Here is a 20,974-nt window from a genome sequence, read left to right as displayed (position 1 = left end):
TGGGGGCAAATCGCATGGACGGCAAGAACGCTATTGTAACGGGCGGTGCGCGGGGCATCGGCTATGCCATCGCAAAACGGTTCCTGAGCGACGGCGCCCGGGTGGTCATGGCCGATGTGGATGAAAAGGCCGGTGAGGCCGCGTGTGACGAGCTTTCCAAATTAGGCGATATTCGCTTCGTGGCAGCGGACGTTGCCGAGCGGCTTGATGTGCGCAATCTCGTTGCCAATGCGCTCGATGCGTTTGGAGATGTCGATATTCTCGTCAACAATGCCGGCATGTCCCACAAGGCGGATTTCCTTGAGCTGAAGGAAGCCGATTTCGACCGGGTCATGGGCGTCAATCTGAAGGGTGTGTTCCTGTGCAGTCAGGCCGTTGCGCGGCATATGGTCGACAGGATCGGGCAGGGCGGCGATCCCGGCTGCATTATCAATATCTCCTCGATCAATGCCGTGGTCGGCATTGCGGATCAGGTTCCCTACACCGCCTCGAAGGGCGGCGTTGCCCAGCTGACGCGCGTGATGGCGCTGTCTCTTGCCCCGCACGGCATCCGCGTCAACGCGGTCGGTCCCGGATCGATCATGACCGACATGCTCAAGGCCGTCGCCACCGATCGCGAAGCGCGCGAACGGATCCTGTCGCGAACGCCTTTGGGCCGCGTCGGCGAACCGGAAGAGATTGCCGGCGTGGCGGCGTTCCTCGCATCGAACGATGCCGGATATATCACCGGGCAGACCATTTATGCCGACGGCGGACGCCTGCCGCTCAATTATACCGTCGCGCCGAAAGACGGCTGACGGAATCCGCCGCCCCCCCTGACACCATCCTGGCACCATCCTGACAGAATGTTGTCAGGAGGCCTGTGCCATAAGACCTTCGTAGACATGATTACGGAGATGACAATGTCCTCTTTCACACCTGAACATGCCGCTGTCTGGTTCGAAATCCCGGTCAGCGACCTCAAGGCCGGCATGGCCTTTTACAACGCGGTTCTTCAGACCGAACTGGTGGAGACCGATATGGGCCCGCAAACCGTCGGCATCTTTCCCAACAAGGAACCGGCAACCGGCGTGGCAGGCCATATCTACGCCGGAAACCCCGGTGACGCGGGCAAGGGAAGCACGGTTCACCTGGCGGTGCCGGAGAAACTGGAATCGGCCATGGACCGGGTTGTCGAGAATGGCGGAAAGGTGGTTTCGGATATCGTGACCATCGATGCCGGCCGCTTCGTCTACTGTCTGGATCCCGACGGAAACAGCATCGGGCTGTTCAACTGACCGGGCTTGACGATAAGCTTGAACGACGTGTCTGGGCCATATCCGGCCCGGATGCCCTCCTGACAGACCGGCGAGCCGGACCTGCCGGGACCCATATGCAGGGACCATGACATGCGTCGCGCGGACCGGTTGTTTCAGATCGTGCAGTATTTGCGGGGTGGCCGGCTGGTCACCGCCGCTTCGCTTGCCGAGCGGCTGGAGGTTTCCGAACGCACCATCTACCGCGATATCGCCGATCTGCAGTCCACCGGAGTCCCGATCGACGGGGAAGCGGGCGTCGGCTATATCATGCGCGAAGGCTTCGATCTGCCGCCGCTGATGTTTTCACGCGATGAAATCGTCGCCCTTGTCACCGGTGCGCGCATGGCGCGGGCCTGGGGCGGAGCGGCCGTTGCGCGGGCCGCTGAAGAGGCGCTGATCAAGATCGAAGCGGTGCTGCCCGACGGCGAGCGCAGCCGCATCCAACAGACGGAAATCCACGCCCCCGATTTCATGATGCCCGACGAGGACCGTCTTCGGTTCGATCTGCTGGAAAGGGCCGCCGACCGCCGGCAGGTGCTCGAGGTCGCCTACCGGGATGCGGAAGGGGCGGCAACGGCGCGGCGCATCCGCCCGCTGGGCCTCTGGTTCTGGGGCAAGGTCTGGACACTTGCCGCCTGGTGCGAACTGAGATCGGATTTCAGGACATTCCGGCTCGACCGCATGGATCAGATCCGCGAGACCGGAGAAGCATTCCGCCCGGAACGGGGCCGGACACTTACCGATTATTACCGCAGAATGGAGCGCGATCAGGAGCCGGAAGGCTCGCAGCGCACCCTGTAGCGGCCGCGCCGATCATCATTGACGGCAAACGCTTGCATCGGGCCGGGCGAGGGCGTATTGCCGGTCGGACCTGATTGACCCGAATTGCGGAAGGCGGATGTTTTGGGGCCTGATTTCTTCGCGCTGAACCTGCCGCCCACCACACTTGCCGCGGTTGATGTGATCGTCATGATGGGATCGGTGGGCGCACCGCCGCTTGCCACGGTGCCGCCGGACTTGCCGGTCTCCTGCTGGTTTTAAGGGGGCTGATGTGACACCGCTGTTGACAGGTCTCCAGCTTGCCGCCCGGCAGGGGCGCTGGCTTCTTGTTCTCGGGCTGATCGCGGGCGTCGCCCTGCCCGGCCTTGCCGCGTTCATGGAAAGGCAGCTTCCGATCGCGGTGGCGCTGCTCTTGTTTTTTTCGGCCCTTCGTGTCGGTCCCCGGCAGGCGATTGGTGCGACCCGGGACATCGGCCAGTCCCTCTATTTCGTCCTGGCGCTGCAACTGGCATTGCCGATACTCTTTGTGTTGCTGCTGATTGCGACGGGCTGGCGAAGCCCCCTGGCGTTCGGTTTGGCTCTGATGCTTGCCGCCTCGCCGATTTCCGGGAGCCCGAGCCTTACCATCCTGCTCGGCAAGGACGGCGCACCGTCGCTTCGGCTGCTGATAGCCGGAACGGCCCTGCTGCCGCTGACGACGATCCCGGTGTTCTGGATGATGCCGGATCTGGTTGGCGGGAACAGCGTTATCGGCGCTGCGTTGCGACTGCTCCTGATCATCGGCCTTGCAACCGCCGTGGCCTTTGCTATCCGCGGGACCGTGTTGAAGAACCCCGGACCGGCGGGCCTTGGCGCCATCGACGGCCTCGCGGCCCTCACCATGGCCATCATGGTCGTCGGACTCATGGCCGCCGTGCGCCCGGCTCTCGAGCATGATCCGGGCGGGCTGGCGTTTAATCTGGCCGTCGCCTTCCTTGCCAATTTCGGCCTGCAGGTGGGTGTTTATCTCTTGTTGAAGCGGCCCCTGCCGGACCAGAGCGCCGGGATTGCGGTGTGCGCGGGCAACCGCAATATCGCGCTGTTCCTTGCCGCGCTGCCGGCCGGTGTCATGGAGCCGCTTTTGCTGTTCATCGGCTGCTATCAGGTGCCGATGTATCTGACGCCCATCCTGCTGCGGCGCTTCTACCGCTGAAACGCCGCGTGCGACGAAAAGCGTCGCTACCGCGTCTATGGCCTTTGCTGTTTTGCGGTAAGGTAGCTCCCGTGAGGGTTCTTTGCCGCGATTCGCGCCGCTCGGCACGGTCGCGGCAAAGCCAAGAGGGAAGCCGGTGCAACTCCGGCGCTGCCCCCGCAACTGTAAGCGGCGAGCCCCTCCCGAAAGCCACTGGTCCTTGAGGCCGGGAAGGCGGGAGACGGCAATGATCCGCGAGCCAGGAGACCTGCCTTCACATGGACTGCAAGCCGGGCGGGGTGTCCCGGAAGAGCGGCGATCCCGGCCCCGCCGGTACCTGCGCTTTCATTTGCCCCGTCTCTGCCTTCAATGGAGAGACACATGAACAACATCGAACACGCCGACCATCTTTCCGGTTCACTTTTGTCGTGCCGAACGGGAGGGTGAGCCATGGTTCCGATTCAGGACAGTGACATCGGCCGCATCCTGCGCAGAATGGGCAGGCCGGAGGGAACGAATATCGTCGCGCTGCGCACGGATCCGGAGTGCCGGCCGCTTTCCCCGGAAGAGGCCCTTATCCAGTGGATGCTCGATCTTCCGCAGGGCGCTGCCATCGACAAGGCGGCGCGCTACGTTCTGCGTGTGGTTCACGCGGACCACCAGACCTCTCCCGATATCAGGCGGTTTTGCGATTATCTGAGGCAGGCGATCGTCGCGTCCGAAATGCCGCTCGCGCCCGGCCGCAGCGGACGCAAGCGCCGGAACTGACGCGCGCGAGGCGTTACTGTTCGGACAGTTTCATATCGGCGCTGTAGGTTTTGCCGGATACGTGCTTGATGACGGCCTGGGCGCACTGCATGTGCCCGGTCTCGTTGTTGTAGCCGTAGGCGGGATCGCCGTGGAGTTCCCAGCCCTTTGACAGCGCCTCGCTCACCTTGTGGCAGAAGCTTGCGTCGTCCGGCCCGGTGAGAAGCCTGTAGAGTTTCATCGCGCGCCTCCTTTGGATATGGTTTTCGGTTGCTGCATCCCGGCTTTGGCGAGGAGCGTTCGAGCCTGCTCCAGATGCAGGCGCTCGATCATTCTTCCGCCGATCTGTATGACGCCCTTGCCGGCATTTTCAGGCCTGGAGAACGCCTCCACGATTGCCCTCGCCTCCGCGACCGCCTTTTCGCCCGCGCCGTAGGCTTCGTTCGCAGCGTCGATCTGCGCCGGGTGGATCAGGGTTTTGCCGTCAAAGCCCATCAGCCGCCCTTCGGCGCATTCGGCGAGAAAACCGTCTTTGTCGCGGAAATCGTTATAGACGCCGTCAAGGATGTCGATACCTGCCGCCCGGGCGGCGAGAACCGCCTGCATGAGCCAGGCCGTCATGAACCGCCTGCCCTCGGGAAGGACGAGGCCGGTTTCCTTGGCCAGATCATTGGTTCCGATGACGAGACAGTCGAGCCTGGCGTCGGGACGCGATGCCGTATCGGCGATGGCAAGGGCGTTGGCGATGCCGCGCGGCGTCTCGACCATCGCCCAAAGCCTGATGTCGGGTTTTGCCCCGGTCTTGCGCAGCGCGGCCTCCGCCTCGTCGATGTCGGCCGGCCCATTCACTTTCGGCAGCAGGATAACGTCCGGTTGAAGGCGCACGGCTGTCGCAAGGTCGTTTCGGCCCCATTCGCTGGTCAGCGGATTGATGCGGACGATCCGCTCCTTGTTCGGCGGACTGTCCCCTGTCAGCCGCTCTTCGAGTGCGGCGCGGGCGCGGTCCTTTTCGTCAGGCCCGACGGAGTCCTCAAGATCGTGGATGATCGCGTCGCAGTCGAGCCCGGCCGCTTTTTGCGCCGCCCGCGCCCTGTTGGCGGGAACGTAAAGGACCGAGCGGCGAAAGCGGGCCGGGCGATGATTCGCGGACTGTTGTTCCATGCAACCTTAATGCCTGCCGCAAGGCCGCATCGCAAGGTTGCGGCCGCGGCTTCGCGTGGGCCGGGCGGATCCACGCCCGTTTTGTAAGGATTTGTAAGGGAAATGCGGTTGAAATTGCAGCTGTTAATGACCAACTGAATAGAAACGCCCCGATCCCCACCGGGCGCGTGTGGCCGGCGGCTGTCATCCGGTGCGCCGGATTATCGCAAAGCGGAGGGTTACACGATGGAAAATCTTCGCGCAATCATTGTCGGGATCGTCGGCCTGTGCGTCGCCGCGCTGATGATCGTTGTCATGGCCACCGTTGGACTGGCCATTGTCGGTTTTGCCGCCGTCGCGGTCGTTGTCGGCCTGATCGTTGCCAGGTTCAATCGCCGCGGCCGGGTCCGCAAACGCCAGAACGGCCCGCGCGTGTGGGACGACGGGAACGGCAAGATTATCGATATGTGATCGGCGATTCTCTTCGCCGGGGCCTTCTTTTTCCGCTTCAGCTTTGGTAAACGCTTGGCAAAGTCCGACCGTTGGGCCGTATGACGGTCCATCGGTGCAGGGCGGCCATGGCCGCAACGTATTCAGAGGGTCTCGCGATGAAGAAATTTTCAAGACACAGCGGCGTCGCGGCGCCCCTGCCCATCGTCAATGTCGACACCGACATGATCATCCCGAAGGACTACCTCAAGACGATCAAGCGCACCGGCCTCGGCAAGGGTCTTTTTGCCGAGATGCGATTCAATGAGGACGGATCGGAGAACGAGGAATTCGTGCTCAACAAGCCGGCCTACCAGAATGCGACGATCCTCGTCGCCGGAGACAATTTCGGCTGCGGTTCCTCGCGCGAACATGCGCCCTGGGCGCTGATGGATTTCGGCATACGCTGTGTCATATCGACGAGCTTCGCCGACATTTTCTACAACAATTCCTTCAAGAACGGGCTGCTGCCCATCATCGTGACGCCGGAGGAGCTCGAGCTGCTCCTCGACGATGCCTCGAGAGGCGCCAATGCGACGCTGACCGTCGATCTCGTGACCCAGGAAATCCACGGCCCGGACGGCGGTGTCATCAAGTTCGATATCGATCCGTTCAGGAAACACTGCCTTCTCAACGGGCTCGACGATATTGGCCTGACCATGGAAAAGGACCACCATATCGACAGCCATGAGGAGCATATCTCCAACCACCGTCCGTGGCACTGAGCGGAACGGCGGCTCGCACATCGGAGTACGGCATGCGCAAACTCATCTCCTCCGGTTCGCCCATGGAAGAGGCGGCCGGGTACTCCCGGGCGGTCGTGCAGGGCGATTTCTGCTTCGTGGCGGGCACCACCGGCTACGACTACGAAACCATGGAGATGCCCGACCGCATCGAGGACCAGACGAAGAACGCCCTGGCGACGATCGGGCGCGCACTGACCGAGGCGGGTTTCGGCCTTACCGATATCGTGCGGGTTCAATACTACATCACCGATGCCGCTGACGCGGGCCGGGTGTTTCCCGTCGTCGGCGAGTTCTTCGCCGATATCAGGCCTGCGGCGACGATGATCGTCACCGGGCTGATCCGGCCCGAAATGCGCATCGAGATCGAGGCAACCGCTTACAAACCGCAAAAATGACCGGCTCTGTCGTCCGGTGCAAGCAAACAGGAAAATGTTCCATGGCAAGGCGTAAACTCCTTCTTCTGCCCGGCGACGGGATTGGCCCGGAAACCATGGCCGAGGTCCGCAAGCTGATCGGCTTCATGAATGACAGCCACGGCGCGGGTTTTGAAACCGAGGAGGGGCTGGTCGGCGGATCGGCCTATGACGCGCATGGCAAGTCGATCTCCGAAGAGGACATGGCCAGGGCCGACGCCGCCGACGCGGTGCTGTTCGGCGCCGTGGGCGGTCCCAAATGGGACAGCGTTGCCTATGATGTGCGCCCGGAGGCCGGCCTGTTGCGCCTCAGGAAGGATATGGAGCTCTTTGCCAATCTGCGCCCGGCGATCTGCTATCCGGCGCTTTCGGATGCCTCGTCGCTGAAGAAGGACGTCATCGAGGGTCTCGATATCCTGATCGTGCGCGAATTGACCGGCGGCGTCTATTTCGGCGAACCGAAGGAGATCATCGATCTCGGCAACGGCCAGAAACGCGGGATCGACACGCAGATTTACGACACTTACGAGATCGAGCGCATCGCCGGGGTGGCGTTTGAACTCGCCCGGACGCGCAGGAACAAAGTCACGTCGATGGAAAAGCGCAACGTGATGAAATCGGGTGTCCTGTGGAACGAGATCGTCACGGACGTGCATGCCGACAAATACAGCGACGTGGAGCTCGATCACATGCTGGCCGATGCCGGCGGCATGCAACTCGTGCGCTGGCCGAAGCAGTTCGATGTCATAGTCTGCGACAATCTGTTCGGCGACATGCTGTCGGACGTTGCAGCCATGCTCACCGGTTCGCTCGGTATGCTGCCGTCAGCCTCCTTCGGCGCGCCGGACGAGAAAACCGGCATGCGCAAGGCGCTTTACGAGCCCGTGCACGGTTCGGCGCCCGACATCGCCGGAAAGGGGCTTGCCAATCCGATTGCCATGATCGCCTCGTTCGCCATGTGCCTGCGCTACTCCTTCGATATGGCAAAGGAGGCCGACATGCTGGAAACGGCGATTGCCGACGTGCTGGAGGCCGGTTTGCGCACGGCCGACATCGCGGCGCCCGATATGGAGACCGTCACCACATCGCAGATGGGCGATGCGGTTCTCGAGCGGTTTCGCGCCTTGACAAGCTGACGGGAATGGAAGCGTTGCCGCGCTGGCGACTGTCGAAACAATGGAAACGCGGGACAAGGCGGATACGGAAAACCCGGCGGGCATCGCTCATTCGATGCGCGAAGCGGGCCGCCGCGTTTCAGAACGCTTCAGGATGAATGTCGTTGCGAGCCGCTCATACCTGAAGCGGCGGCGGTCGCTCATCAACCGGTCCGTCCGGGTGCGCGGCTGGCGCTACCTGTTCCTGACGGTCATGGTCATCGTGCTGGTGGCGGTGGTTCTGGACAACCCCGTCGGCGCCTACCGAAACCAGTGGCCCGGGGATGTGCTCAAATGGGCGTCCCGGCTGACCGATCTCGGCAAGTCGGGGTGGATTCTCGTTCCGACCGGCGTCCTTGTCCTGGCGGGTTTCCTTATCGACTGGTCCGGTTTCAGGGCGCGGACACGGCTGGTGATGGCGAAATGGGTGGCGGCCAGCGCCTATATATTCATCTCGGTCGGAATGTCCGGCTTGATCGTTGCGGTCCTGAAACGATTCATAGGGCGGGCGCGGCCGGTGCACTTCGAAGAGTTGGGCGCGTTCCATTTCCAACCCTTCTCGAATGCCAGTTTCGCGAGCTTTCCTTCCGGCCATTCGACAACGTCGGGCGCGTTTTTCGCCGCCGTGGCGATTTTCTTTCCGAGCCTGCGCTTCCCGGCCCTGGTTCTGGCCATCTGGCTGGGTTTCACGCGTGTGCTGGTCGGCGCGCATTATCCGAGCGACGTGATCGCGGGACTTGCCTTCGGCGCCTGGTACGCCTATTTCACCGCATTGTTTTTCGCCGGCTATGGAATCCTGTTCCGCGTGCATGAGAGCGGTATGCCTGAGCGCCGGCCCGGCTATCAGCTGCAGAAGTTCCTTTTGAGGAGCTGAATCGGGGCCGTTTCCCGGCCGCAGGCGATTGACTCCGCCGACAGGCGATGTAAAAGGCCCTGCGAACGGAGACGAAGATGCATAGTGCAGATTTGAGCGACCGGCAGATGTGCCGCCCTGCCGACAGGGCCGGCGCCGCTTGCGCGCGCTTCCGTTTTATCAAGACAACGGCCACGAAGACGACCAAAACGGTCTGACGTCTCTGGCTTGTCCGCGCTCTTCCCGGTCCGGCCGGGGAAGGGACCCGCACCGGCCGGCGGGTTGCGAACAGGAAGAGGGACAGGAGTTAGGACACCATGGGATTTCGTGTCGCAGTCGCCGGTGCCACAGGCAATGTGGGCCGGGAAATGCTGGAGGTTTTGTCGGAGCGGGGTTTTCCGGCCGACGAGGTCGTCGCGCTCGCGTCCAGCCGCTCGGTCGGCAAGGAGGTTTCCTTCGGGGACGGGACGCTGACCGTCAAGAACCTGGAAACACATGATTTTTCCGATACCGATATCTGCCTGATGTCGGCCGGCGGGTCGGTTTCGCAAAAGTGGTCGCCGAAGATCGGACAGCAGGGATGCGTGGTGATCGATAACTCATCGGCCTGGCGCTACAATGCCGACGTCCCGCTGATCGTGCCGGAAGTCAATGCCGACGACATCACCGGCTTTACCAGGAAGAACATCATCGCCAATCCCAACTGTTCCACGGCGCAGCTGGTCGTAGCGCTCAAGCCGCTTCACGATGCGGCGGTCATCAAGCGTGTGGTTGTCGCGACCTATCAGTCCGTTTCAGGCAGCGGCAAGGACGGGATGGACGAACTGTTCAACCAGACCCGTGCCGTCTTCGTCAACGATCCGGTGGAAAAGAGCGTTTATACAAAGCGTATCGCCTTCAACGTCATTCCGCATATCGATGACTTCATGGAAGACGGGTACACCAAGGAAGAGTGGAAGGTTCTGGCGGAAACCAAGAAAATGCTGGATCCGAGGATCAAGGTGACCTGCACCGCGGTGCGGGTCCCCGTCTTCATCGGCCACTCCGAAGCGGTGAATGTCGAGTTCGAGAAGGACATCTCCGCCGAGCAGGCGCGGGACATCCTGCGCGAGGCGCCGGGTTGCCTGGTGGTCGACAAGACGGAGGATGGCGGCTATGTGACGCCACACGAATGCGCCGGCGAGGATGCGACCTATATTTCGCGCATTCGCGAGGACGCGACGGTCGAGAACGGTCTCAATATGTGGGTCGTGTCCGACAATCTGCGCAAGGGCGCGGCGCTCAATGCGATCCAGATCGCAGAAACGCTGGTGGCCCGCGGTCTTATCAAGTCGAAAAGCCAGGTTGCCTGACAGACATATGACCCGGCGGACGCTTGGGGGGCCGCGTGCGGCCCGCCATTTTGCTTTTCAGGCCAAATACACGGCGCCCGCGTGCCAAAATATTGTTTCTATTCCGTAACGATCCTTTTAATTCTGTGAAAATCTCATTTCTGGCGCTGGGTTTGAAATTCCCGAGCAAACGGACTTATTGCCCGAAAACAAAGAAGTTCTCTGTTCGGGAAAGTTCAAGTGCGGACAGGATTGCTCTAGACTTTGAAAAATCGTCACAGTGATTGTATAAAATCCCCTGACATTACCTTTCTAAGGAAATTCTGGGGGGCTTTTCTTGAGATCCGCGACAATAAACATCCTTTTGAAGATGGCGCTCGTTTTCATCGCGACGGTTCTGGCCGGCGGGCCGGCGCTCGCCGCAAAGTGCGGCAATACCTCGGCGGGGTTTCCGCGCTGGGTGGAGGCAACCAAGAAAGAGGCGGCGCGCAAGGGCTTCAGCCAGCGAACCATCAATGCGACGCTCGGCAATGTCTCGTACCGGACCAAAACCATCCGGCTTGACCGCAATCAGCGCAGTTTCAAGCTTTCTCTCGACCAGTTCATGCAAAAACGCGGCGCCAACGCCATCGTCAGCCGCGGAAAACAGCTCAAAAAGCGACACCAGACGCTGCTGAACTCGCTGGAGAAGCGCTATGGCGTGCCTCCTGGCGTCATTCTGGCCATCTGGGGCATGGAAACCGGCTTCGGCGGCTATATGGGCAAGGAGGACACGATATCGGCCCTGGCGACGCTTGCCTATGACTGCCGCCGCTCCGCCTTCTTCACAAACGAGCTCTATGCGGCGATGACAATCATCCAGCAGGGCCAGCTGACCCGCGGCCAGATGCGCGGCGCCGGGCACGGCGAACTCGGGCACACACAGTTCCTGCCCTCGAGCTATCTGCGGTTCGCTGTGGACGGCGACGGCAACGGCCGGCGCGATCTCGTCGGCTCGCGCACGGACGCGCTTGCCTCTACCGCCAATTACCTGCGCGCCTATGGCTGGAAGCGCGGCCGCGGCTACCAGCCCGGCGAGACGAATTTCAGTGCGATACAGGCCTGGAACGCGGCGCGTGTCTACCAGCAGGCGATCGCCATCATCGCGTTGCGCATCGACAGCTAATCGATTTGAGGCGCGCCGGACGGAGGTCTTTCAACTTCCGCGGTCGTCGTCTGCGAGGACGAAGTGCCGATGCGGCCTTCGAACAGGCGCCGGTGACGCCGGATCAGATCGGCGATCCTGGAAATCACGTCGGCAATATGCGGCTCATGGCGGTCCTCGTCGTGGCTGACGAGCCACTGGTCATGGGCGAGTTCGGGGATCGGTTCGCGGCAACGCACAAGCCGCGGAGAGGCGTCGCCGATAAAACAGGGCAGGACGGCGAGGCCGGCTCCGGTGGTCAGGGCCGCCATGAGCGCGGCGGGGGAGTTGCAGGCCAGCACGGCGTCGCGCTCGAGATGCCGGTCGAGCCAGGCCGCCGAGGGCGGCTTGGGTCCGTCATCGAAAATCGATATCCAGTCGCAGTCCCAAAAGCGCCGCCGCGCCTTCGCGGCGGGATGCGCCTCGACATAGTCCCTGTCGCCGTAGATTGAGAATTCCACCCGCGCCAGACGCTGCCCGGCGAGACCGAGCCGCTCGGGCCGGCGGTTGCGCAAGCCGATATTCGCCTGCCGGCGCTGCAGGTCCATTTCCCCGGCGCCGTTGATCAGCACGAGGTCCGCCTTGCCCTCCTTCGGACGCAGCTCGGACAGCTTGTGAGCGAGGAAGAGACCGGTCCAGAAGCCGACCGCGATCCTGATCTTTCGCGACGGTTGCGTCCGGTCGCGCCACCGGTCGACCTTGGCCGTTTCGTTCTCGACGCCTTCGGCGATCTCCAGCAGCTCATGGCCCGCGGTGGTCAGCGCATAGCCGTCCTGACTGCGGTGGAACAGCTCCATTTCGAGGGCGTGCTCGAGCGCCAGCACACGGCGCCCCAAAGTCGGCGGGCTGAGCCCGGTTGACTGCGCCGCCATCGACAGACCGCCGCTCCTCGCGACCGCAATGAAGAGCCGCAGATCCTCCCATTTCCACGTTTCATTCATGAAAGACCCCTACCGAATTTGTCTGTTTTCATAACGAACATGACCGATTATCCGTTGGTTGTTTCGAAAAATCCCGAACATGACCATACGGAGTATAGACCATGAAAGGAAACAAAAACAAATATCTAGGACTTCTTGGATTAGACGATACGCCGCTTGGCATGATGACATGGGCTTGGGCGGGCCATTTTTCAGTGGTGAAAAATAGCTTTTGCCCGAGGGGTCGCCGCTCGGATACGGAAAAGCCAGCGATCCGGTGTCGATTCGCGCCCTTCACTGCGCAATCGATCTCGGCGCAAACGTCATCGACACGGCCGACGCCTATGGAACAGGACACAGCGAACGGGCGATCGCAAGGGCTTTGCGGGGCCGTCGCGGCTCGGTTCTCCTGGAGACCAAATTCGGTAACGTCATCGATGAATCGAGAAAGGAACTGATTGGTATAAAAAAGCGACCGGCTCGTTCCGGTTCCCGGCATCCGCACCGAGGCGCAGGCGAGGGAGAATTTCGGCGCCAAGGCGCACGGTCCGCTCCGTTCCGAGCAGGTCGCGGAAATTGACCGCATTCTGGAGCGTGCGGATTATTTCTCTTAAACCGCATCCTCGTGCGCGGACCTGATCAGCGATCGCTCGAGCTGCTTTTCTCCGGGGCGGGTAAACTGGCCGCTGGCGGCGTCCATGACCCACAGTTCTCCTGTCGAAATGTCGAACCAGGCGCCGTGGAGATCGAGCTTGCCCCGGCCTTCCAGGATGCGCACGCAGGGAAAGGTGCGCAGATTGGTGATGGAGTTGCGGATCGAGATGCGCTCGAGCGCGGTCTGCCGTTCCGGTCCGTCCTCTATCGCGCCTGATCGAATCTCGGATTTGACCGGATCAAGCAGGCTTATCCATTGACCGATGAAGTCACCCGGCGAAAGCGGGGTGGCGCCGGGGTTGAGCGCCGCCGATATGCCGCCGCAGCGGCCGTGCCCCATGACGACGATATCGCGAACGCGAAGCGACTGGACGGCGAACTCGAGCGCCGCCGAAGTGGAATGGAAGGAGCCGTCCGGCGCGTAGGGCGGAACGAGGTTGGCGACATTGCGGACAACGAACAGTTCCCCGGGCCCGGCATTGAAGATGGTCTCGGGCGCCGAACGGGAATCGCAGCAGGCGACGATCAGCGTTTTCGGTTTTTGCCCCTTGTCGGCGAGTTCCCTGTAGCGATCACTTTCTTCGCCATAGCGACCGGTCATGAACCGGCTGTATCCGGCAAGAAGCCGGTCTGGAAAAGTGTTCATCGTCTTTTTCTCCTTGTCGCGCGCTTCGGCGGTGGCGCCGGGCGCGCCAACCGGCGCATGTTGACCAGCGCAAAGGGGCGTTTCAGGCTGTTTGCCTCGCTCTCCAGCGCAAGTTCGTCGGCACCGCGCTTGACCGTGCGCGCCAGGATCTCGAACACCGACGCGCTTGCCGACTGCAGGGATTTTTCATCGCCGTGTCCGTTCATGACATGGGCGAGCATCAGCGAGGCAATGAGATCGCCCGGTCCGTTCGGCGGCTTTGCGATTTCCTGGTGCTCGGCCATCAGCGCGTCCTGTTCGCTCACCAGAAGATTTCCGGTGCTGCCGGACATCATGGGTATGGCGGATGTGACAAGCACACGCGGCGGCCCGAGCGACCGTGCCGCATCGACGATCTCCATATTGTCCCGGAATTGCCTGGAGCAGATCCACTCCAGTTCAAAGCGGTTGGGCGTCGCCATGGTGGCGAGCGGAATCAGCCGGTCCCGGATCGCCGCCGCCGTTTCCTCGGGCACGTAGAGGCCATTTGCATCGCCGATCACCGGATCGCAGACATATTGGGTGCCCGGGTTCTTTTGTCTGACGACGCTGACCAGGCGTTCTATGGCGCCGGCCTGCCGCGGGTCCCCGAGATATCCGGAAAGCACGGCGCTGACCTCCGCGATCCAGGGCGCGCGGCAAAGATCGTCGATAATGGCCGAAAAATCCTCGATCGGCAGCATCGAGCGGGTGGCCGGCCCGTGACCGGGGTGCCAGGGCAGGACGACGGTCGGAAGAGCCCAGACCGGATGCCCGAGCGTTTCAAGCGCGAACACCGCAGCGCGGTTGCCGACGGAGCCGCGCACCACGTGGCTGGAGATCACCAGGACCGCGCCCTGGTCCGGTTTGTGCTGCATATCGACGGGCATGAAGCTTCCTCAGTTGCTCTGAAGGAAATTGGCCAACCAGATAACGAGGGCGATCAGCGCGATCAAGGAGAGAATTCTGCCGATGCGTGTTCCCCACACCTCGATCCTGTCGGAAGGATCGACATCCCTGGCCATGAAATGGCCGGTAACGGTCCTCGATTTCGCCTTGAGTTTCGGCGCGTGCAGAAGATCACCCTCTTCCTTGAGCTTTTCAAGGTCCTGCATCGCCTTGCGGGATTGATCTTCCTGGTCTGGCATTATTGTGATCCCGTGATGGCCACATATTATAGCATTGGTGCGGATATAGAAGTCTCAGCCTTCATCCCCGGTCTCTTTGTCCGCGGCCTCTTCCGGCACCGCCTGCGGAAACGCGCCATGGCGGACGAGAAATTGCATTGCCGCCGGCCACAGCCCCCTGGTCCACAGATCGTTGTGCCCGCCGTTTTCAAACACCTTCAGCTCCTTCGGATGGTTGGCCAGGGCGAAGAGCGCCTCCCCGTGCTCAAAGGGAATGACCGTGTCGTTCCGGCCGTGGACAATCAGAAGGGGCTCGTTCACTGCCTTGATGCGTTCGCGGCTTGGAAACGGATCCCGCATCAGGGTTCTGACCGGAAGCCAGGGATAGGTGGCCGCGGCCACATCAACGGCCGCGGTATAGGGCGCTTCAAGGATCAGTGCCCCGGCGTCGCGCTGCTGCGCAACGGCGACGGCGATGCCGGTTCCGAGCGATTCGCCATAAACGATAATGTCGTTCGTTCCGGCGTGCAGGCGGTCGAAATGCTCCAGGGCATCGGATATCAGCGCCTCTTCCGACGGGTCACCGTCCGCGCCGGCATAGCCGCGATAGGTCGGGGCATAAAGGCCGATGCCGCTGTCGACGACCTGCCGGTAGCGTTTCGCCCTGTGGGTCAGGTTTCCGCCATTGCCGTGGAAATAAAGAAGGGTCGGCAGACCGGGCCGTGCCGGCGGCTTGTGCCAGACGGCGATGCGGGTGCCGTCCGCCATTTGCGCGCGGTCCGCCGCGACCTCGACGAGGCCGTTCTCGGCCGGATCCGTCAAGGTCCCGAAGGGTCTGAAGACAAGGTCGCGCTGATAAAGATACATCAGCCCCGCAATGGCGCAGTAAGCCACCGCCAGGGTCAGTAGCGAGCCGGCAACGCGGCGTCCAAAGGGCGATATCGGCACGCGCAAACCTCCGGATCAGGACATTGCGCGTCGATACGCCAAAAGAACGGCGGCGTCCATCCGGCAAAACCTGTTGCGGCGCGGCTGAATGTCAGCGCGCCATGGCGTGATAATCGTCATTCGGGCGCATGTCGGTGGCCGCCGCCATGCGGTTGGACATATTGAAGAAGGATGCGGTTGCCGAAATGTCCCATATGTCGCGGTCGCCGAATCCGGCGTCGCGCAGCGCCTGGCGGTCGGCTTCGACGATCTTGTCCGGCTGCTCGGTCAGTTTGACGGCAAAGTCGAGCATCGCCATCTGCTTTTGGTTCAGATCCGCGGCCCGGTAGTTCATCACCATCTGCTCGCCGAGGGCCGGGTCGCCGGAGAGCTGACGCACTGCGGCTCCGTGGGCAGTGAGACAATAATAACAATGATTTACAGATGAGACGGCAACGGCGATCATCTCCCGTTCCAGCTTGGAGAGGCCGGAATCGCCGAGCATCAGCTCATTATACATCGTGCTGAAGGCACTGAGCTTTGCCTCGTCGAACGCATAGGCCAGCAGAACGTTCGGGATCATGCCGAGCTTTTCCCGGCATTTGGCGAAATATGCCTTCGTCTTCGGCCCGAGATCCGCTGCGGGTTCCAGGTCGAGTGCGGTGATCCGTTCGGTTTTGCTGCTCATGGCTTTGCTCCGGTTAATTTATCCGGTGATGAAAAATCACGCTGTATCCGCCGACACTTTGCTCTAATGTCTCAACGGTCTAGCACTGCAAGCAAGGCAAGGTCGAGAACCTTGCGGCACCGGGGGAGACAAATATGGGCACGCGCCGGCACCCAAAGCGTGACAAGCAGATTGCACGAATCGCCGAAATCCTCAGCAAAAGCGAAAAACCATTCATCGATCCGGACCAGTTTCTCGGACATGTGAGCGCTGACGACGTGCTTGTCTATCGGCCGGAATCGCTGGCCGCCGCATGCGCCCATGCGCGCCAGCAACTGGAACAGTGGAACGGCAATGACACGCTTATCCATGTCGGACCGGTCGAGGGGGTTGATCTGGCCGGGCGCACGCTGACCGTCGTTACCCTGATCGACAGGAACATGCCGTTCATATTCGACTCGGTGATGGGCGAGGTTTCGTATGCCCACCGGGACATTTGCCTTGCCGCCCACCCGATCCTGAAACTGAGGCGCGGCGCTGACGGAGCCATCCGGGAGATCGATCTGGCGGTGGCTGGCGCTGCCGCCGAAGGCTGGGAAAAGGTCAGTCTGGTCCAGATTCATCTGCCGCGCATATCGCATGAGGCGATCAAGCTCTTGAAGAACAATCTCATGCGGGTGCTCGATCAGGTGCACCGGGCCGTTGCCGAATGGCGGCCGATGCTTGAACGGCTCGACAGGACGGTCGCGGAGCTTCAGGCTGCCGGCGGCAGCCGGCACCCGGCGGAGCGGCAGGAGGCGCTGGCCTTTCTTGAATGGCTGCGGGACGACAATTTCACATTCCTCGGCATGCGGGACTACCATTTCAAGGGAAGCGGGCGCGATGCCGTCGTCCAGCGCGCCGATAATCCCGGCCTTGGCATTCTCTCCGATCCGGAAGTCCGGGTTTTGCGGCGCGGCAACGACCCCGTCACCACGACGCCGGAACTCCTGGCGTTCCTGCAGGGCCCCGATGCGCTGATCGTCACCAAGGCGAATGTACGCTCGCTCGTTCACCGCAGGACCTACATGGATTATGTCGGGGTCAAGCGCTATGACGAAAACGGCCGGGTGACCGGCGAACTGCGGATCGTCGGTCTGTTCACCTCCACCGCCTATACACGCTCCGTTCAGCGCATCCCGCTTTTGCGGATGAAGGTCGATGCGGTGGTCGAGAGCTTCGGCTTCGACCAGGAAAGCCATTCGGGCAAAGTGCTGCTCAACGCGCTGGAAAGCTATCCGCGCGACGAGCTGTTTCAGGTCGACGTGCCCATGCTGGCGGGGTTTTGCGAGCAGATCATCGAGCTCAGCGACCGGCCCCGCGTTCGCGTGCTGCCGCGCATCGATCGATTTGACCGCTTCGTTTCGGTCCTCGTCTATGTTCCGCGCGACCAGTATGACACGGATGCGCGAAGCCGGATCGGCGCCTATCTGAAAGAAGCGTTCGATGCACGCCTGTCGGCCTATTATCCGGCCTTTCCGGAGGGCGGTGTCGCGCGGGTTCATTTTGTCCTCGGGCGGTCCGGCGGCCGCACGCCGCGCATTTCGCAGGACGTTCTTGAAAATGCCGTGCGCAGCATCGTCAACCGGTGGGAAGACCGGTTCTCGACCCTGGCCGGCGTGGATGCGCTCGCGCTCCATACGTCCGACGCCTACCGGGATCACTTCACACCGGAAGAGGCGGTGGAGGACCTGCCGAGTTTCCTGCAGTGCAAGCAGGACAATCCGATCTGCATCGATTTTTATCAGCGTGACGGCGAAGCGAGCGAAAACCTCTCGCTGAAGATCTTTCACATCGATGCGCCCGTGGCGTTGTCGCGGCGCGTTCCGCTGCTTGAAAATCTCGGTTTCAACGTGATCAGCGAGCAGACATTCGAGGTCGCCGTCGGCGTCGACGTGACCAAGACCCGAAAGGTCCTGCTGCATAATATGGAGCTCGTGCACAGCGAGGGCAGAGCCATCGATCTTGCCCGGCTTGTCGATCTTCTGGACGATGCGTTCCTGTCGACATGGTCCGGAAAAATCAACAATGACGGCTTCAACCGTCTGGTGATCAATGCCGGCCTGACCGTGCGCGAGGCGGAGGTGCTGAGAGCCTATTCGCGGTATCTGCGGCAAACCGGGATCACCTATTCGCAGGGCTATATCGCCGGCACGCTGAACCGCTATCCGCTGATTGCCGCCGACATTATCGGCCTGTTCCATGCCCGGTTCGATCCGTCCTTGCGGGTGAAGGCGGCGGCCAAACAGTATGACGATACGGTTGAGAACATCGAGGATGCGCTGACGCGCGTTCCAAGTCTCGATGAAGATCGTATTTTACGCCGCTACATGAATGCGGTCTCTTCGACCCTGCGCACAAATTATTATCAGAAGACAGCGGACGCAAAGCCGCTCGATACGCTTGCCTTCAAGCTCGATCCCCGGGCTCTGGACGGAATTCCGGAGCCGCGGCCGTTCCGGGAAATCTTCGTATACGGCCCGGACGTGGAGGGTGTCCATCTGCGCTTCGGGCCCATTGCCAGGGGCGGCCTGCGCTGGTCGGACCGGGCGCAGGACTACCGCACCGAGGTGCTCGGTCTCGTCAAGGCGCAACAGGTCAAGAACGCGGTCATCGTGCCGGTCGGATCCAAGGGCGGCTTCATTCCGAAAAAGCTGCCGACAAACGGTACCAGGGACGATGTGTTCGCCGCCGGGCGCAGTGCTTACAAGACGTTCATCTCGACCCTTCTGTCGGTGACCGACAATATTGTCGACGGCAAGGTTGTCGGGCCGGAGAACACCCGCCGCCATGACAGTGAAGATCCGTATTTCGTGGTCGCGGCGGACAAGGGCACGGCGACGTTCTCCGACACCGCCAACGCCATAAGCCAGGCGCATCATTTCTGGCTGGACGATGCCTTCGCGTCCGGGGGGTCCGATGGTTACGATCACAAGAAAATGGGCATCACCGCCCGCGGTGCGTGGGAGGCGGTCGAGCGGCATTTCCGGGAGATGGACATCGACATCCAGAAAACCGAGTTCACGGTCGCCGGCGTCGGCGACATGTCGGGCGACGTGTTCGGCAACGGCATGCTTTTGTCACCGAAGATCCGCCTTGTCGCGGCCTTCGACCATCGCGATATCCTCATCGATCCGGATCCGGACTGCAAAACCACATTTGCCGAGCGCAAGCGCCTTTTTGATCTCGGCCGTTCGAGCTGGCAGGACTACGACACATCGGTGCTGTCGTCCGGCGGCATGATCATTTCGCGGTCCGAAAAAGCCGTCACCCTGACCAAGGAGGCTGCGGCGGCCATTGGCCTTTCGGCAAGAACCGCCTCTCCGTTCGAGATCATCACCGCGATTTTGAAGACAAACGTCGATCTTTTGTGGTTCGGCGGTATCGGCACATATATCAAGGCATCGGGCGAGAGCGATGCGGATGTGGGCGACCGCACCAACGACGCGGTGCGCATCATTGCGAGCGACGTCGGCGCCAGGGTTATTGGCGAGGGCGCCAATCTGGGCGTGACCCAGCGCGGCCGGATCGAGTTCAACCTCTCCGGCGGGCGCTGCAATTCCGACGCGATCGACAATTCGGCGGGTGTCAATTCCTCCGACCTTGAGGTCAACATCAAGATCGCGCTTGCATCGGCGATGCGCGCCGGCCGGCTGACCCTTGCCAACCGGAACAAGCTGTTGACGGCCATGACCGACGAGGTGGCTTCGCTGGTGCTGCGCAACAATTACCTCCAGACGCTGGCCATTTCGCTGGTCGAGCGGCGCAGCGCCCGGGCGACCGGGGACCTGATGCGGCTGATGAACCGGCTCGAGGCTGACGGTCAACTGCACAGGAAGGTGGAGACGCTGCCCGACAACCAGACGCTGGCGGAACGTCTTGCCGGCGGCAAGCCCCTGACGAGGGCCGAGATCGGCGTCCTGCTGTCCTACGCAAAGATCGTGCTTTTTGACGATCTGACGCGCAGCACGCTGCCCGACGATCCTTATTTCGAAACCGATCTGATGGATTATTTTCCGCAGCGCATGCACAAATCATACGCAAAGGACATCAAGGACCATCGGCTCAGGAGGGAGATCATCGGGACGGTGCTGGCGAACGATGCCGTCAACCGCGGCGGGCCGACCTTCATCAGCCGGCTTGTCGACGCGACCGGAATGCTGCCCTCCGATATCGTCAAGACCTATGTAATGGTCCGTGACGGACTCGGGCTGCCCGGGATCTATGACGCGATCGATGCGCTGGACAACAAGATCCCCGGAGCGGTTCAGAACGAACTCTATGCGGGCGTTGGCCATGTGATTCAGATCGTCTCGCGCTGGGCGCTGAAGACCGGGGTCAATTCCGAGCCGCTCGCGCCGACGATCAAGGCGGTTCGCGCGGCGGTCGAAGGGCTCGACGCGGTGTTGCCGACGCTGTTGCCGGCGTTCATGAAACAGGAATCGGACCGCTGGCTCGAACACACGGTCGGCCACGGGGTTCCGAAAAAGCTTGCCGGCAAATTATCGCATCTGCCGAGCCTGGCGCTGATACCGGAGATCATGCTCATCGCGCAGTCTTCGGGCGCCGATCTCGTCAAGACGGCCAAGGCGTTTTTCGATGTGACGGAACTCTTCCGTATCAGCAGAATGGACAGCGCAGCCCAGCAGACGGGTGTTTCGGATCACTATG

At 61.7% G+C, this 20,974-nt stretch carries 23 protein-coding genes and 1 riboswitch; of the genes, 15 read left to right on the top strand and 8 right to left on the bottom strand.

Annotated features, from left to right (window positions below; all coding sequences use genetic code 11):
- Nucleotides 1-14 precede the first annotated feature (14 nt).
- From AC5E6N_RS00710 to AC5E6N_RS00685, 6 genes are all read left to right on the top strand, one after another.
- Nucleotides 15-797, top strand: coding sequence for an SDR family NAD(P)-dependent oxidoreductase (locus AC5E6N_RS00710; RefSeq protein WP_491745998.1), 783 nt, complete (start codon nucleotides 15-17; stop codon nucleotides 795-797).
- Between the two features lie 105 nt (nucleotides 798-902).
- Nucleotides 903-1,277 (top strand): VOC family protein, encoded by a 375-nt coding sequence (locus AC5E6N_RS00705; RefSeq protein ID WP_491691369.1) that lies wholly within the window; start codon nucleotides 903-905, stop codon nucleotides 1,275-1,277.
- A gap of 111 nt (nucleotides 1,278-1,388) precedes the next feature.
- Nucleotides 1,389-2,099 carry a helix-turn-helix transcriptional regulator gene (locus AC5E6N_RS00700; protein ID WP_491745997.1) on the top strand — a complete coding sequence of 237 codons (711 nt, stop codon included), beginning with the start codon at nucleotides 1,389-1,391 and terminating at the stop codon, nucleotides 2,097-2,099.
- Nucleotides 2,100-2,201: 102 nt separating this feature from the next.
- Complete coding sequence (locus AC5E6N_RS00695; protein WP_491745996.1) at nucleotides 2,202-2,339, top strand: hypothetical protein; 138 nt, start codon at nucleotides 2,202-2,204, stop codon at nucleotides 2,337-2,339.
- Between the two features lie 10 nt (nucleotides 2,340-2,349).
- Complete coding sequence (locus AC5E6N_RS00690; RefSeq protein ID WP_491745995.1) at nucleotides 2,350-3,270, top strand: GumC domain-containing protein; 921 nt, start codon at nucleotides 2,350-2,352, stop codon at nucleotides 3,268-3,270.
- 58 nt (nucleotides 3,271-3,328) lie between these two features.
- A riboswitch (cobalamin riboswitch) is annotated at nucleotides 3,329-3,539 on the top strand.
- Nucleotides 3,540-3,699: 160 nt separating this feature from the next.
- A complete protein-coding gene (locus tag AC5E6N_RS00685) occupies nucleotides 3,700-4,017 on the top strand; it encodes a hypothetical protein (protein WP_491745994.1) in 318 nt (105 codons plus the stop codon).
- Between the two features lie 13 nt (nucleotides 4,018-4,030).
- Here AC5E6N_RS00685 and AC5E6N_RS00680 read toward each other — a convergent pair whose 3' ends face one another.
- Together AC5E6N_RS00680 and AC5E6N_RS00675 are read right to left on the bottom strand one after the other, a co-directional pair.
- Complete coding sequence (locus AC5E6N_RS00680) at nucleotides 4,031-4,237, bottom strand: DUF1737 domain-containing protein (protein WP_491745993.1); 207 nt, start codon at nucleotides 4,235-4,237, stop codon at nucleotides 4,031-4,033.
- On the bottom strand, nucleotides 4,234-5,157 hold the full coding sequence (locus tag AC5E6N_RS00675) for an HpcH/HpaI aldolase/citrate lyase family protein (protein ID WP_491745992.1): 924 nt from the start codon (nucleotides 5,155-5,157) through the stop codon (nucleotides 4,234-4,236). The genes AC5E6N_RS00680 and AC5E6N_RS00675 overlap by 4 nt, the downstream gene beginning before the upstream one ends.
- A 225-nt stretch (nucleotides 5,158-5,382) precedes the next feature.
- Here AC5E6N_RS00675 and AC5E6N_RS00670 point away from each other — a divergent pair, with 225 nt between their 5' ends.
- The 7 genes from AC5E6N_RS00670 to AC5E6N_RS00640 all read left to right on the top strand — a co-directional run bounded on the left by AC5E6N_RS00670 (nucleotide 5,383) and on the right by AC5E6N_RS00640 (nucleotide 11,287).
- Nucleotides 5,383-5,607, top strand: a complete 225-nt coding sequence (locus AC5E6N_RS00670; protein ID WP_491745991.1) for a hypothetical protein — start codon at nucleotides 5,383-5,385, stop codon at nucleotides 5,605-5,607.
- A gap of 137 nt (nucleotides 5,608-5,744) precedes the next feature.
- Nucleotides 5,745-6,350 (top strand): 3-isopropylmalate dehydratase small subunit, encoded by a 606-nt coding sequence (gene leuD, locus AC5E6N_RS00665; RefSeq protein ID WP_491745990.1) that lies wholly within the window; start codon nucleotides 5,745-5,747, stop codon nucleotides 6,348-6,350.
- Nucleotides 6,351-6,382: 32 nt separating this feature from the next.
- Nucleotides 6,383-6,766 (top strand): RidA family protein, encoded by a 384-nt coding sequence (locus AC5E6N_RS00660; protein ID WP_491745989.1) that lies wholly within the window; start codon nucleotides 6,383-6,385, stop codon nucleotides 6,764-6,766.
- A gap of 41 nt (nucleotides 6,767-6,807) precedes the next feature.
- A complete protein-coding gene (leuB, locus tag AC5E6N_RS00655) occupies nucleotides 6,808-7,920 on the top strand; it encodes a 3-isopropylmalate dehydrogenase (protein WP_491745988.1) in 1,113 nt (370 codons plus the stop codon).
- Between the two features lie 40 nt (nucleotides 7,921-7,960).
- A complete protein-coding gene (locus tag AC5E6N_RS00650; protein ID WP_491745987.1) occupies nucleotides 7,961-8,812 on the top strand; it encodes a phosphatase PAP2 family protein in 852 nt (283 codons plus the stop codon).
- Between the two features lie 296 nt (nucleotides 8,813-9,108).
- Entirely contained in the window at nucleotides 9,109-10,143 is a 1,035-nt protein-coding gene (locus AC5E6N_RS00645; RefSeq protein WP_491745986.1) for an aspartate-semialdehyde dehydrogenase, read from the top strand.
- Nucleotides 10,144-10,492: 349 nt separating this feature from the next.
- On the top strand, nucleotides 10,493-11,287 hold the full coding sequence (locus AC5E6N_RS00640) for a lytic murein transglycosylase (protein WP_491746059.1): 795 nt from the start codon (nucleotides 10,493-10,495) through the stop codon (nucleotides 11,285-11,287).
- Here AC5E6N_RS00640 and AC5E6N_RS00635 read toward each other — a convergent pair.
- Nucleotides 11,284-12,246 (bottom strand): LysR family transcriptional regulator, encoded by a 963-nt coding sequence (locus AC5E6N_RS00635; RefSeq protein WP_491745985.1) that lies wholly within the window; start codon nucleotides 12,244-12,246, stop codon nucleotides 11,284-11,286. The two genes, AC5E6N_RS00640 and AC5E6N_RS00635, sit on opposite strands and share 4 nt — an antisense overlap.
- 211 nt (nucleotides 12,247-12,457) lie before the next feature.
- On the opposite strand from AC5E6N_RS00635, the gene AC5E6N_RS00630 reads away from it, so the two are divergent.
- Nucleotides 12,458-12,805 carry an aldo/keto reductase gene (locus AC5E6N_RS00630; RefSeq protein ID WP_491745984.1) on the top strand — a complete coding sequence of 116 codons (348 nt, stop codon included), beginning with the start codon at nucleotides 12,458-12,460 and terminating at the stop codon, nucleotides 12,803-12,805.
- 30 nt (nucleotides 12,806-12,835) lie between these two features.
- Here the strand turns inward: AC5E6N_RS00630 and AC5E6N_RS00625 are convergent, their stop codons facing one another.
- The 5 genes from AC5E6N_RS00625 to AC5E6N_RS00605 all read right to left on the bottom strand — a co-directional run bounded on the left by AC5E6N_RS00625 (nucleotide 12,836) and on the right by AC5E6N_RS00605 (nucleotide 16,285).
- Complete coding sequence (locus AC5E6N_RS00625; protein WP_491745983.1) at nucleotides 12,836-13,525, bottom strand: carbonic anhydrase; 690 nt, start codon at nucleotides 13,523-13,525, stop codon at nucleotides 12,836-12,838.
- Nucleotides 13,522-14,433, bottom strand: coding sequence for a pyridoxal kinase PdxY (gene pdxY, locus AC5E6N_RS00620; protein WP_491745982.1), 912 nt, complete (start codon nucleotides 14,431-14,433; stop codon nucleotides 13,522-13,524). The genes AC5E6N_RS00625 and pdxY overlap by 4 nt, the downstream gene beginning before the upstream one ends.
- A gap of 9 nt (nucleotides 14,434-14,442) precedes the next feature.
- The gene (locus AC5E6N_RS00615) at nucleotides 14,443-14,691 is read right to left on the bottom strand and encodes a hypothetical protein (protein ID WP_491745981.1); all 249 of its coding nucleotides are present in this window, start codon (nucleotides 14,689-14,691) and stop codon (nucleotides 14,443-14,445) included.
- A gap of 54 nt (nucleotides 14,692-14,745) precedes the next feature.
- Nucleotides 14,746-15,618: an alpha/beta hydrolase gene (locus tag AC5E6N_RS00610; RefSeq protein WP_491745980.1), complete on the bottom strand. Its 873-nt coding sequence runs from the start codon at nucleotides 15,616-15,618 to the stop codon at nucleotides 14,746-14,748.
- Nucleotides 15,619-15,709: 91 nt separating this feature from the next.
- Nucleotides 15,710-16,285 carry a peroxidase-related enzyme gene (locus AC5E6N_RS00605; RefSeq protein WP_491745979.1) on the bottom strand — a complete coding sequence of 192 codons (576 nt, stop codon included), beginning with the start codon at nucleotides 16,283-16,285 and terminating at the stop codon, nucleotides 15,710-15,712.
- A 134-nt stretch (nucleotides 16,286-16,419) separates the two neighbouring features.
- Here AC5E6N_RS00605 and AC5E6N_RS00600 point away from each other — a divergent pair.
- A partial coding sequence (locus AC5E6N_RS00600; protein WP_491745978.1) for an NAD-glutamate dehydrogenase occupies nucleotides 16,420-20,974 on the top strand: 4,555 nt, incomplete at its 3' end.

This window comes from Hoeflea sp. (genome assembly GCF_984452065.1).
Note: the sequence above shows the minus strand (reverse complement) of the source record. Positions and strands in the feature narration are given on the sequence as shown.